The sequence below is a fragment of the Brevundimonas sp. KH_025 genome, assembly GCF_057839885.1.
Genome location: NZ_CM174501.1, coordinates 619,277 through 631,733, shown reverse-complemented (window position 1 = coordinate 631,733; position 12,457 = coordinate 619,277). Strand labels below are relative to the sequence as shown.

Here is a 12,457-nt window from a genome sequence, read left to right as displayed (position 1 = left end):
TCTTGCTCAGAACGCTGACGCAACGGCAGCAATGGGCAAAATCATGCTGTGTCGCCGAACAAACCTCAAAAGAAAAGCCCGCCGAGCGCGAAGCTCGACGGGCTTTTCGAATGTCGCGACGCCGCAGACGCGGCGCGGAACTCAGTGCGCGGGCTTGGAACGCAGGGCGAAGAAGCCCGCCACGAACAGGGCCACGCCGCTGATGGCGCCGGCGATGAAGCCCGCGCCGACGGCGAACCAGACCGTCAGGAACAGCAGGATGGCGGCGGTCAGCAGCGAGCCCCACTTGGCCAGGAAGACGAACAGGTGCCAGGTCGAGACCTGTTCCGAGATTTCCATCGAGCCGTGCACGTAGGCGTGTTCGGCGTTGTCTGCGTGCTGGTCGGCCATTCAGGTCTTCCGAAAAAGAGTCGAGATTTCGACGGCTCTTATAGCGACGCCCGCGCGGGGCTCAAGCCCGCGCGGCGCATGGCCACATTCTGCGCCTAGCCGGCCAGGGCTTCAAACCGGTCCACCAGCCCTTCCAGACGCTTGGTGCCGATGGTCCAGAAGGCCGGGTCGCGCGGGTTGAGGCCGAAGGGCTTCAGCGCCTCGACATAGGTGTGCGCCCCGCCGCCGGCCAACAGTTCGCGATACAGGGGCGTGAAGGCCGCCGGGTCCTTGGCCCGCGTCTCCATCAGGGCCGCGACCAGCAGGTCGCCGAAGGCGTAGGCGTAAACATAGAAGGGCGAGTGGACGAAGTGGCTGACGTAGGCCCACCAGGTCTCATAGCCGGGGTTCAGCGTCACCGCCGGACCGAGGCTGGCGCCCAGCTCCTCCATCCAGATTTCGCCGATGCGCTCGACCGACACCTCGCCCGCCGCGCGCTCGTCGTGGAAGCGGGTCTCGAAGCGGTGGAAGGCGATCTGGCGCACCACCGTGTTCAGCCCGTCCTCGATGCGGCTCGCCAGCAGCGCGCGCTGATCCGCCGGCGTCGCCTCGGCCAGCAGCCGGTCAAACGTCAGACCCTCGGCGAAGATGGAGGCGGTCTCGGCCAGGGTCAGCGGCGTGTCGGCCAGAAGCGAGCCTTGCGCCGCCGCCAGCGTCTGATGCACCCCGTGGCCCAGTTCGTGCGCCAGGGTCAGCAGGTCGCGCCGCTCGCCCATCCAGTTCAGGAAAACGTAAGGGTGGCGATCCGCCGTCACCGGGTGAGCATAGGCGCCCGACTGCTTGCCCGCCCGCGCCCTGGCGTCGATCCACGGCCGGTCGAAGAACCAACCGGCGCGCTCGGCGAAGTCGCCGCCCAGATCATTGAAGCTGGCCAGCACCACCTCGCGGGCCTGCGCCCAGTCATAGGTGCGCGGCGGCGTCGCCTCGATCGGGGCGTTGCGGTCCCAGTGGTCCAGGGCGGTCTTGCCCATAGCCTTGGCCTTGAGCGCGTAATAGCGGTGCGAGATGCGCGGATAGGCTTCGGCCACCGCCTCGGCCATGGCGTCGACGCTCTCGCCGTCGACCTCGTTGCCGAGGTGGCGGCTGTCGGCGGGACGTTTGAAGCCGCGCCACTTGTCCTCCAGCGCCTTGTCGGCGGCGACGGTGTTCATGACCATGGCCATGGTCTGGGCCTTGTCGGCGAAGGCTTTGGACAGGCCCTCGGCCGCGCCCTGACGCTTGGCGGCGTCGGCGTCGCTGAGGCGATTCAGGGCTTCGGACAGGGTCAGGCTCTCGCCGTCGGCCTCGGCCCGCAGCGCCGCCAGCGTCTCGTCGAACAGGCGCGGCCACTGGGCCTGGATCGGGCCGCGCTCGGCGATGAAGGTCTCCAGCTCGGTGGACAACTCATGCGGCTTCATCGCCCGCACCCGGCGCAGCCACGGCGACCAGCGCGCCGCGGCGGGATGGGCGGCCAGGGCCGCCGCGATCTCGGCCTCGTCCAGTTGGTTGATCTCCAGCGTAAGCCAGACGGTCGGGGTGGCGATGACCGTCATCTTCTCGCGGATATTGGCCTCGAAACCTTGCGCGCCCGCATCGTCGCGCGCCGTCGAGGCCGCGAGGAAGGCGTAGGCGCCCAAGCCCCCCATGACGTCCGCCACCTGTTCATACAGATCAATGGTCTGGTCCAGCGCCTGACCCAGAGCCGCCGCGTCGCCGCGCTGGCCGATCAGCTGGCCCTGGAAGGCGTTCATTTGATCCACCAGCGCCTTGGCCCGATCCAGGTCGGCATTGATGCGCGCATCCTCGCGCGAGGCGTAGAGGTCGGACAGGTCCCACAGCGGGGCGTCGGCGAAGTCGGTCGTCTTGACGGGCGCGTTCATGGTCGAGTTGTGAGGTCGCCGACCGGCTTGCGCAAGGGCGTCGGGTTTCAGAACGCCAGTTCCGATTGTCGCCAGACGCCGTTCGCGGCGAGGGGCAAGGTCAGGCCTCGCATCGTCACGAGGAACCCCATGACCTACCGGATCGAACCCCTGCCGCTCGCCCCCTTCCAGCCCCTGTTCGCCTTGGACGACGAAGGGCTGGCCGCCCTCGGCGCCCGTCGCTGGGTGGCCGACCGGGCGGGTCTGGCGCCGTGCCGCGTCAGCCTGACCACCGCCGACGTGGGCGAGCGCCTTGTCCTGATCAACCACGCCCATCTCATCGACCCGACCTCGCCCTACCGCGCCAGCGGGCCGATCTTTGTGAGGGAAGACGCGAAAGAGACCGCACCCTTTGTCGAGACTGTGCCGGACATGCTGGCCCAGCGCCCGCTGTCGATCCGGGTCTATGACGACCGCAATATGATGATCGACGGCGAGGTGATCGACGGCGCCGACCTCGACGCGCGGCTGCGGCACTGGTTCGCCGCGCCGCGAACCGTGACGGTCCACATCCATTTCGCCCCGCGCGGATGCTATCTGGCGCGCGTCGTCCGACACGACTGAGCTTTCCCCCGTCCGCCATTTGGGATCAGATGGCCGCGAGGGGAGAACCGCCATGACCAAGATCGACGCCGAGGTCTTTTCCGGACGCGCCACGCTCGGCCAGGAGGGACACCACCGCCTGGCCGTCGCCCGTATCGGCGTCGGACTGGTTCAAGGACTGCTGCTCTACGCCCTCTATCGCAGCGCCATGCCGTCCGATGCCATGAGCTGGCCCGCGACCCAGCCGCCGCTGTTCGCCGCGCTGGCCCTGGCCTGCGCCTTCACCCCCGTCATGCTTCTGGCGGGCGTCGGACGGCTGTCGGTGAAGGTGCTGGCGATCTGGGGCGTGATCGCCGCCGCCGTTCTGGCCCTGTTGGGCTGGCACGATGCGGCGCAGCAGGCGCAGGACTATTTCCGGCCGCCCTATCTGCGCTTCCCCGTTGTCGCCTTCAGCGCCGCCGCCCTGTTCATCGCCCATCACCTGATCGTCCCGGCGGTCGCTTCCCGGCGCTGGATCGCCGACTTCGACGACTATTTCGACACGGCGTGGAAGGCCGGGGTGCAGCTGGTCCTGTCGCTGGGCTTCACCGGCGCCTTCTGGCTGTTGCTGTTCCTCGGCGCGGCCCTGTTCCGTGTGATCGGGCTCAGCTTCCTGTCCGACCTGATCGGCGAGGAATGGTTCTCCATCCCCGTCACCTGCCTGGTCTTCGCCGTGGCGGTGCAGCTGACCGACGTGCGCAGCGGCCTGATCCGGGGCGTTCGGACCGTGGCCCTGATGCTGCTGTCCTGGCTGCTGCTGGTCATCACGGTTCTGGTGGCGGGCTTCCTGCTGGCCCTGCCCTTCACCGGCCTGGACGGCCTGTGGGAGACGGGCAGCGCCACGGCCCTGGTGCTGTCGGCGGCGGCGGCCCTGATCATCCTGATCAACACCGCCTATCAGGACGGACGCGAGGACAACCTGCCGCCCGTGGCGCTGCGCGTCGCCGTGCGGGTCGCCGCCGTCCTGCTGACTCCGTTGATCCTGATCGCCGTCTGGGGGCTGAGCCTGCGCATCGGTCAGCACGGCCTGACGTCGGATCGGATCATCGCCTCGGCCTGCGCCCTGGTCGGAGCGGTCTATGCCGCGGGCTACGGCTGGGCGGCGCTGTCTCCGCTCTGGCGCAAGACCGCCTGGATGAAGCCGCTGGAGCGGACCAATGTCGCCGCCGCCGTCCTGACGGTCGCTGTCATCCTGGCCCTTTTCAGCCCCCTGCTGGACCCCGCCCGCCTGTCGGTCGGGGATCAGGTCGCCCGGCTGCAGCGCGGCGCTGTCAGCGCGGCCCAGTTCGACTACGGCTTCCTGCGCTTCGAGGCGGGCAAGGCCGGTCGTCTCGCCCTGGCCGATCTGGCCAAGTCGCCGGACGCCGAGATCGCGCGCCGGGCCAAGGCGGCCCAGGCGAGCGACAACCGCTATGATTTCAAGCAGAAGGACGAGTCCATTCCGCCCCGCACGCCGCACGTCGCGGTCTGGCCGGCGGACGCAGCCCTGCCCGCCGGGTTCGTGATCCCGGTGCGCCCCGGCGATCCCCGCTACGAATGCGAAGCCTCTGTCGAATGCCTGGCGACCGCCCGCGACCTGAACGACGACGGCAAGGCCGAGGTACTGCTGGCCGACCGCTTCCGCATCGCCCTGTTCGCGCAGGGGCCTGACGGCGTGTGGTCCCATCAGGGCGATTATCGGATCGCCTTCTGCGGTTCGGCTCCAGGTTCCGGCCCGGCGGCCGACCCGCGCGACGCGCTGAAAGCGCCGCAGACCGCGCCGGTCGCCTCGCCCTGGCCCGACCTTTCCACCCCGCGCGGCGGCGCCCGTTTCCAGCCGGAACAGGAATGTCCGTCACCCGTCGCCGTTAACCCCTGACTCAGTTCTCCGAAACCCGATCTTCACCCCCTTCGGCCTAAGGTTGTCTAGAAACGAGCCGATCCCGAGCAACGAGGACGGCCGTTACGGTGATGTTTTAGGGTGTGTTTCACATGGCCAAGACCGTTCTGGTCGTCGACGATGATCCCACGCAGCGCCGCCTGATCCAGGCGGTGCTCGACCGCGAAGGCTACGCCGTCGTCCACGCCGAAAGCGGGGGCGAGGCGATCGACCGCCTGACCAAGGGCGGCGGCGCCGACGTGGTGCTGCTCGACCTCGTCATGCCCGGTCTGTCGGGTCTGGAGACGCTGGCGGAAATCCGCACGGCGGGCGTGGCCGTGCCGGTCATCGTCCTGACGGCCAACGGCGGCATCGAGACCGTGGTCAAGGCCATGCAGGCCGGGGCTCAGGACTTCTTCGTCAAGCCGGTCGGGCCGGAGCGCCTGCTGATCGGCGTGCGCAACGCCCTGCAGCTGACGCAGCTTTCGGCCGAGATCGGCCGCCTGAAGAAGCACGTCTCGGGCCGGACCTCGTTCGACGATCTGGTCGGCGACAGCGAACCCATGCGCGTGGTCAAGGCCCTGGGCGTCCGCGCCGCCAAGTCCGGCATCCCGGTGCTGATCACCGGCGAAAGCGGCGTGGGCAAGGAAGTCATCGCCCGCGCCCTGCACGGCGCCTCGGACCGGGCCGGCAAGCCCTTCGTGGCCGTCAACTGCGGCGCCCTGCCCGCCAATCTGGTCGAATCCATCCTGTTCGGCCACGAGAAGGGCAGCTTCACCGGCGCTGTCGACAAGCACGCCGGCAAGTTCATGGAGGCCAACGGCGGCACCCTGTTCCTGGACGAGATCGGCGAACTGCCGCTGGACATGCAGGTCAAGCTGCTGCGCGCCCTGCAGGAAGGCGAGATCGACCCGGTCGGCGCCAAGCGCGCGGTCAAGGTCGACGTCCGCATCGTCTCGGCCACCAATCGCGACCCGGCCCAGCAGGTCAAGGAAGGCGCCTTCCGCGAGGACCTCTTCTATCGCCTGAACGTCTTCCCGATCGAGGCCCCGGCCCTGCGCGAACGGCGCGAGGACATCCCGGCCCTGGTCGAGCACTTCATCGCCCGCTTCAACGTCGAGGAAGGCAAGCGCGTCGCCGGTTGCGCCGTCGAGACCATGGCTCTGCTGCAGGCCTTCGACTGGCCCGGCAATGTGCGCCAGCTGGAAAACTCGATCTATCGCGCCCTGGTCCTGGCCGATTCGCCGCTGCTGCAGCCGCACGATTTTCCAGCCATCTCGGGCGTCGCCATGCCGCTGAACGCCGTCGTCTCGCACGAGCGCGCCGAGACGCCCGAGGGCGACGCCGGCGGCGAGGCCCAGCCCGACAGCCCGGTCCGCATCATCGACGCGCGCGGCCATCTGCGCACCCTGGAAGAGATCGAACGCGACCTGATCCAGCACGCCATCGAGGTCTATTCCGGCCACATGAGCGAGATCGCCCGTCGCCTCGGCATCGGCCGCTCGACCCTGTACCGCAAGGTCCGCGAACAGGGGCTGGAAGAGCAACTGAAGGAAGCGGGCTGAGGACGTGCTAGGCTGCGGTCATGAGCGACCATAGCGACGACCAGTCCCCCGCCCCGCCGGACGAGGCTCCCACCGAGACCCCGATCCAGCGCGCCCTGCGCGAAAAGCAGGAAGCCATCGCCGCTCGCGCCAAGCCCCCGCGCGGCGGTCGCTTCCAGCGCGAACAGGCCAAGCGCATCAAGACCGGCGCGGCGCGGCCGTGGAGCAGTAAGTAGGGTTAGCCGTGAAGCAGACCTAGCCGGGCGCTGACGACGAGTTCGTGACTGCGGGACTGCACTCCACCTCCCCGCAGAAGATTTCACGCACCCTGTCGTTGACCTGGTTCTGGAGATCCGCCGCCTCGGGGTGATAGCCGCTCCAAATCCCGAGCCAAAAGGTCGCGGGCATGGAGAGCTCGCGCTCGCTCCACGTTTTTTTGCGCGCACGAGCGGCGACGAGTGACCGTATCGCAGACAACCTTGGACGGAACTCCATCTCGATTTGCCCCTGGATTCTTAGAAGCCGCTCGCGATGCTCCGCACCTGTGGCAGTCAGCGAAGGTGGCAGATCAAAAATGAAACCGGGCATTTGGGGCAGTCGAGAAACGCTCACGCTCTGGGCGTCGATCTCTCGTTGCGAGGGCCGGTAGCCCGTCCATTCAGTCCGCTCGACACTAATGTCGGCCTTGAACAATATCCTCTGTTGAAACTTCACAGGGAGCGGTTGATCTGCCGCCAACACGCCGCTTTCGAGAGCCTCGACACCTGCCTGGCCGACGCCAAGGCCAGGAGGGTTTTCATCGACGGCGATACACGTCAAGCGTGGACCATCGACAGCTTCGCACCTGACGAGCGCAACGCTCGGTATGCCCAACAGGACACTCAGCGGCGGAAATCTTTCGGGGCTTGGCCCCTGTTGCCACTTGATAGGGCCAGGCTGCTGGGCAAGGGCCGGCGTAGAAGTGCACAGGCACAACACGCCGAACCCTACGAATACGATCTGCATGATGTGGGCTATGGACTTCATAGCCGCGCTTTAGATCATTGTTCGACGAGTGACTGCAACGGTCGATAGCCGACCTCACTCCTCCCGCTTCGCCTTCCGCTTCCAGGGGCGGGTTTCCTCGCCCTTGGCCTTGGCGGTGATTTCCTTGAGCTTGCGGCCCTGCATGGCCGAGAGGGCCTGACCGGGGGCGCCTTTTTCGGGGTCGGCGAAGGCGCGGCCGTGGGTCTGGATTCGCTCGCCCACCGAATCGAGGAAGTCGCCCTCCCATTCGGACAGCGAAACGCCCGCCTTCTCTGCCGAGCGGCGGGCGCGTTTCAGGGCGTTCAAAGCCGACCGCTTGGCGGCCTCTTTCTGCTGCTCCCAGGGGCTAGGGAGCTTCTTTTTAGAGGCGCCATCGCCCTTCGGGCTGCTTGAGCGCATCAGGCCGCTCGAGCGCAGCTTGGATTCGCCGCCGCCCTTCGAACTGCCGGAGCGCGAAGGGCGGTCGCTGGGGGGCTTGAAGGGCGTGCGCTTCAGGCCCGCCTCCCTCAGATCTCGCCGAGGGCCGACAGGTAGAGGTCCAGGATCGCTTCTTCTTCCTGACGCTTGGCCTTGTCCTGCTTGCGCAGGCGCAGGACCTTGCGCAGGACCTTGACGTCATAGCCCTCGCCCTTGGCCTCGGCGAAGACCTCCTTCATGTCGACCATGACGGCCTGCTTGTCCTCTTCGAGGCGCTCCAGGCGCTCGATGATGGAGCGCAGACGGCCCTGGGCCGTGGCGGTCAGGACGTCGGGATTGTCGAAGGCGGGGGCGTCGTCGGCCATGGGAGAAACTCCAGAAACTTGAATTGGCCGGCGGGCGACCTTGAGACCACTCTCAAGCAGACCCGGGGCCGACAGGGCAAGAAAGGAATCGCCCGAACCGCCCCCAGAGCAGGCCAAGGGACCAAATCGCGTCCGATCCTGCCCCCCTGACGTCCGGACACGAAAAAGGCCGCGGGCAACGCCCGCAGCCTTTGAATATCGCAACCGTAGCGCCGTTGCAGGCGCCGACGCGGTTCTTAGCCTTGCTTGGCTTTGAAGCGCGGATCGGTCTTGTTGATCACATAGACCACGCCCTTGCGGCGAACGATCTTGCAGTCGCGGTGGCGACCCTTGAGCGACTTAAGCGAGCTGCGGACCTTCATGGTCGGACGTCCCGAAGATTGGAGGCCCGTGAGGGCGGTCAAAAACAAATGCGCGAAAGCCCTGCGGACAGGACCTTGCGGCGGAGCGGTGCGTATAGAGAGGCCTCCGCCTTTCGTCAACATTCCGCGCGGGGATTCCGCTGGAGGCCTGGCCTCCGAGTTGAACGGAGGGTCTCCGGACATGCACGTCCGGCGCGTCGCCCCTCCGCCACCAGGCCGTGTCCAAGGGATAAGCGAGGTTACGACGCTCGCCTTAAAGCTCCCCTCTCGCAAAAGGTTAGCGCCGCCTTAACCCTTATCACGGAAACCCCGAGGGGCTTCGCGCGCTTGTGATTGGTCGTGGAATTCGGGGGCGTTAGCCTGTGGTCATGCGTATCGCCTATCGTCTTGTCCTGATTGGTTCCGTTGCGGCCTGTGCGCCCATGGTCCCGACACCGCCCCAGCCCCAGCCCGCGCCCCCGCCGGTCGTGGAGCCGGCGCCCGCCACGCCGCCGTCCACGCCGCCCCCGGCCGCCACGGACCTGTCGGACGCCTATGACCAGGCGAGCTTCGAGACGTGGAAGCAGAGCTTCCTCAACCGGCTCGGCGGCGCCCGAAAGTGGGAGTATTCGCGCGAACTGCAGAACGTCACGCCAAACGCCAGCGTCATCCGTCTGGATCGCAACCAGCCCGAATTCTCGCGCCCGGCCGGCGCCTATATCCAGAGCGCGACGGCGCCCGCCCGAATCGGCATGGCCCGCCAGCGCGTCGACCGCGTGCCGTGGGACGTGACGCAGCGATTCGGCGTGCCGACCGAGATTCTGCTGGGCGTCTGGGCTCAGGAAAGCGCCTTCGGCCAGGTTCAGGGCGATTTCGACGTCATCCGCTCGCTGGCGACCCTGGCCTATGACGGCCGCCGCCGCGCCTGGGCCGAGGACCAGTTGAAGAACGCCCTCGACATCGTCATCGACGGCAAGCGCAGCCGCAGCGGCCTGAAGGGCAGCTGGGCCGGCGCCATGGGCCAGACCCAGTTCATGCCCGACAGCTATCTGAAGCTGGGCGTGGATCAGAACGGCGACGGCCAGGTGGACATCTGGGGCTCGGACGCCGACGCCCTGGCCTCGGCCGCCAACCTGCTGGCCCAGGCCGGCTGGAAGCGCGGTCAGGGCTGGGCCTATGAGGTCATCCTGCCCGCCGGCTTCGACTACAGCCAGGCCGAGGGACCGAAGCACAACTGGGCCTATTGGGCGGGACGCGGCGTGCGCCTGGCCAACGGCTCGGCGCCGAACAGCGAGGAAGCCGCCGAGGGCGCGACCATCCTCTTGCCGCAGGGGGCCAAGGGACCGGCCTTCCTGGCCCTGCCCAACCACTATGTGATCCGGCGCTACAACAACTCGGTCAGCTATGCGCTCGCCATCGGCCTGATCGCCGACGGGGTGCAGGGCAAGCCAGCCCTGACCGCGACCTGGCCCAACGACGGCCCCCTGACCCGCGAACAGCGCGTCGGCGCCCAGACGGCCCTGACCCGCATGGGCTTCAATACCCAGGGCGTGGACGGCGTCATCGGCTCGAACACCCGCGCGGCGCTTCGCCGCTGGCAACAGGCCAACGGACGGGTGGCGGACGGCTATCTGACCGACGTGCTGGCGGACGAGTTGATCCGCAAGGCGCGCTGAACCTTCCTTCTCCCCTTGAGGGAGAAGGAAAAACTCAGCCCTTCACCCGCCAGGTGGCGCCTTGGGGGCCGTCCATGACGACGACGTTCAGGTCGTTCAGGCGGTCGCGGATGCGGTCGGCCTCGGCCCAGTTCTTTTCGGCGCGGGCGCTGGCCCGTTGCTCCAGCAGGGCCTCGACCTCGGCCTTCAGGGCCGGATCGCCGCCTTCGAACCAGGCGTCGGGCGTCAGGGTCAGCACGCCCAGCAGGCCGGCGGCTTCGGTCAGCGTCCAGCGGGCCATGGCCACATCATTGATGTCGGCTTCGGCGTCGTTCAGCAGGTCGCGCAGAGCGTTGCCCAGCCCGAACAGCTGAGCGATGGCCCCCGGCGTGTTGAGGTCGTCCTCCAGCGCATCCAGCACCGGGTCCATCGCATTCTCGGCCAGCTCCATCTCGGCCTCGTCCAGCGTGGAGATGTCGAAGTCCGCCAGGGCCGCGTCGGCGTCGCGCAGGACGCCGTAGAGGCGATCCAGGTTCTTGCGGCTCTGCTCCAGCAGGGTCTGGTTCCAGTCGAGCGGCTGACGATAGTGCGCGCTCAACAAGGCCCAGCGCACCACCTCGCCCGGCATGGCCTGCACCAGATCGTGCAGCAGCAGGACGTTGCCGATCGACTTGGACATCTTCTCGGCGTCCACGGTCAGGAAGCCGTTGTGCATCCAGTAGCGGGCGTATTCGTCGTGGGCCTTGTCGCCATGAGCATGGCCGTGGGCGCAGACGCCCTGGGCGATCTCGTTCTCGTGGTGTGGGAAGACCAGATCGATGCCGCCGCCGTGGATGTCGATGGGCAGGCCCAGGGTCTGCTCGATCATGGCCGAGCATTCGATGTGCCAGCCGGGACGGCCCTCGCCCCACGGGCTCGGCCAGGACGGCTCGTCCGCCTTGGACGGCTTCCACAGGACGAAGTCGTGCGGGTTCTTCTTGTAGGGGGCGACCTCGACGCGGGCGCCGGCGATCATGTCGTCCAGATTGCGCCCCGACAGCGCGCCGTAGGACGGATAGCTGGAGACATCGAACAGGACATGACCCTCGGCGGCATAGGCGCAGCCGGCGTCGATGATGGCCTGGATCTGGGCCGTGATGGCCTCGATGTAGTCGGTGACGTGCGGGGCGATGTCCGGCGGGCTGACGTTCAGCAGGCCCATGTCGGCCAGATAGGCGGCTTCATAGCGCGCCGTGATCTCGCCGATGCCGACGCCTTCCTTGGCGGCCTTGGCGTTGATCTTGTCGTCCACGTCGGTGACGTTGCGGGCGTAGACGACGGCGTCCGGCCCATAGGTCCGGCGCAGCAGCCGCACCAGGACGTCGAACACCACCGGCGGCCGCGCATTGCCGATATGGGCGTAGTCATAGACCGTCGGGCCGCAGACATAGAGCGTCACCCGGTTCGGATCGCGCGGCTCGAAAGCGCGCTTTTCACGGCGAAGGGTGTCGTGGATGTGCAACGGCATGGGAGATGGTCTTTGCGAGTTTTCTTGCGGGACGGACGACGTGTCCCATATAGCGGCCTGATACACAGTCATATGTGAATGGTAAAAGGTAGCCTTGGCGGCTCGTCCCCGCCGCGCTGGATCAGTTCATGAGCAATTCGCCCGCCAAGCCCGTCCTCGTCGCCAACGAGGAAGCCCCCAAGCGCCCCAGCCGCGAGCAGGCGCTGGAGGCCGTGCGCACCCTGATCGCCTGGGCGGGCGACAATCCCGAGCGTCCCGGCCTGATCGACACGCCCAAGCGCGTGGTCGACGCCTATGGCGAATGGTTCGACGGCTATGACGCCGACGCGGCCAAGGAGCTGTCGCGCACCTTCGAGGACGTGACCGGCTATGACGACATGGTCATCCTGCGCGACATCGAGATCGAGAGCCACTGCGAGCACCACATGGCCCCCTTCCTGGGCAAGGCCTATGTGGCCTACCTGCCGGGCGAGAAGGTCGTGGGCATCTCCAAGCTGGCGCGCGTGGTCGATATCTACGCCCGTCGCCTGCAGAACCAGGAGACGCTGACCAACGACATCATCGAGGCCATTGAATCGAACCTGCAGCCGCGCGGCGTGGCCGTCCTGCTGGACGCCGCCCACCAGTGCATGACCACGCGCGGCGTGCATCACCGCCACGTCACGACCATCACCACCCGCTTCACCGGCGCCTTCAAGAACGACCCGGCCCTGGCCGACCGCTTCCTCAAGCTGGCCAAGGGTTGAGGGCATGGGGCTGAAAGCAAAGGGTTTGAACCGGTCGTCTCGCACCTGCGAAACGGCCGATTAGGCAATCTTATTGCCGCCTGACGCGA

13 protein-coding genes are annotated in these 12,457 nt (G+C 67.4%); 6 read left to right on the top strand and 7 right to left on the bottom strand.

Annotation, left to right across the window (positions count from 1 at the left end):
• Positions 1-141: 141 nt before the first annotated feature.
• On the bottom strand, positions 142-390 hold the full coding sequence (locus tag AC3IS2_RS03185) for an aa3-type cytochrome c oxidase subunit IV (RefSeq protein ID WP_489199232.1): 249 nt from the start codon (positions 388-390) through the stop codon (positions 142-144).
• 95 nt (positions 391-485) lie between these two features.
• A complete protein-coding gene (locus AC3IS2_RS03180) occupies positions 486-2,288 on the bottom strand; it encodes a M3 family oligoendopeptidase (RefSeq protein ID WP_489199231.1) in 1,803 nt (600 codons plus the stop codon).
• A 129-nt stretch (positions 2,289-2,417) separates the two neighbouring features.
• On the opposite strand from AC3IS2_RS03180, the gene AC3IS2_RS03175 reads away from it, so the two are divergent.
• The 4 genes from AC3IS2_RS03175 (at position 2,418) to AC3IS2_RS03160 (ending at position 6,547) form a co-directional block, all read left to right on the top strand.
• Complete coding sequence (locus AC3IS2_RS03175) at positions 2,418-2,891, top strand: DUF1203 domain-containing protein (RefSeq protein WP_489199230.1); 474 nt, start codon at positions 2,418-2,420, stop codon at positions 2,889-2,891.
• 52 nt (positions 2,892-2,943) lie between these two features.
• Positions 2,944-4,767 (top strand): DUF4153 domain-containing protein, encoded by a 1,824-nt coding sequence (locus AC3IS2_RS03170; protein ID WP_489199229.1) that lies wholly within the window; start codon positions 2,944-2,946, stop codon positions 4,765-4,767.
• A gap of 113 nt (positions 4,768-4,880) precedes the next feature.
• Positions 4,881-6,332, top strand: a complete 1,452-nt coding sequence (locus AC3IS2_RS03165; protein WP_489199228.1) for a sigma-54-dependent transcriptional regulator — start codon at positions 4,881-4,883, stop codon at positions 6,330-6,332.
• Between the two features lie 20 nt (positions 6,333-6,352).
• Positions 6,353-6,547, top strand: a complete 195-nt coding sequence (locus AC3IS2_RS03160) for a hypothetical protein (protein ID WP_489199227.1) — start codon at positions 6,353-6,355, stop codon at positions 6,545-6,547.
• A gap of 19 nt (positions 6,548-6,566) precedes the next feature.
• On the opposite strand, the gene AC3IS2_RS03155 is transcribed toward AC3IS2_RS03160, so the two are convergent.
• The 4 genes from AC3IS2_RS03155 to ykgO form a co-directional block, all read right to left on the bottom strand.
• On the bottom strand, positions 6,567-7,130 hold the full coding sequence (locus AC3IS2_RS03155; RefSeq protein ID WP_489199226.1) for a hypothetical protein: 564 nt from the start codon (positions 7,128-7,130) through the stop codon (positions 6,567-6,569).
• A gap of 261 nt (positions 7,131-7,391) precedes the next feature.
• Positions 7,392-7,736, bottom strand: a complete 345-nt coding sequence (locus AC3IS2_RS03150; RefSeq protein WP_489199225.1) for a hypothetical protein — start codon at positions 7,734-7,736, stop codon at positions 7,392-7,394.
• Between the two features lie 107 nt (positions 7,737-7,843).
• Positions 7,844-8,119, bottom strand: a complete 276-nt coding sequence (gene gapR / locus AC3IS2_RS03145; protein WP_331032779.1) for a nucleoid-associated protein GapR — start codon at positions 8,117-8,119, stop codon at positions 7,844-7,846.
• 236 nt (positions 8,120-8,355) lie between these two features.
• The gene (gene ykgO, locus AC3IS2_RS03140; protein ID WP_006274063.1) at positions 8,356-8,481 is read right to left on the bottom strand and encodes a type B 50S ribosomal protein L36; all 126 of its coding nucleotides are present in this window, start codon (positions 8,479-8,481) and stop codon (positions 8,356-8,358) included.
• Positions 8,482-8,849: 368 nt separating this feature from the next.
• Between ykgO and AC3IS2_RS03135 the strand changes: the two genes are divergently transcribed.
• On the top strand, positions 8,850-10,136 hold the full coding sequence (locus AC3IS2_RS03135) for a lytic murein transglycosylase (RefSeq protein ID WP_489199224.1): 1,287 nt from the start codon (positions 8,850-8,852) through the stop codon (positions 10,134-10,136).
• A 34-nt stretch (positions 10,137-10,170) separates the two neighbouring features.
• On the opposite strand, the gene cysS is transcribed toward AC3IS2_RS03135, so the two are convergent.
• Positions 10,171-11,622 (bottom strand): cysteine--tRNA ligase, encoded by a 1,452-nt coding sequence (gene cysS, locus AC3IS2_RS03130; RefSeq protein WP_489199223.1) that lies wholly within the window; start codon positions 11,620-11,622, stop codon positions 10,171-10,173.
• A 128-nt stretch (positions 11,623-11,750) separates the two neighbouring features.
• On the opposite strand from cysS, the gene folE reads away from it, so the two are divergent.
• The gene (gene folE, locus AC3IS2_RS03125; protein WP_489199222.1) at positions 11,751-12,368 is read left to right on the top strand and encodes a GTP cyclohydrolase I FolE; all 618 of its coding nucleotides are present in this window, start codon (positions 11,751-11,753) and stop codon (positions 12,366-12,368) included.
• The last annotated feature ends 89 nt before the right edge of the window (positions 12,369-12,457 follow it).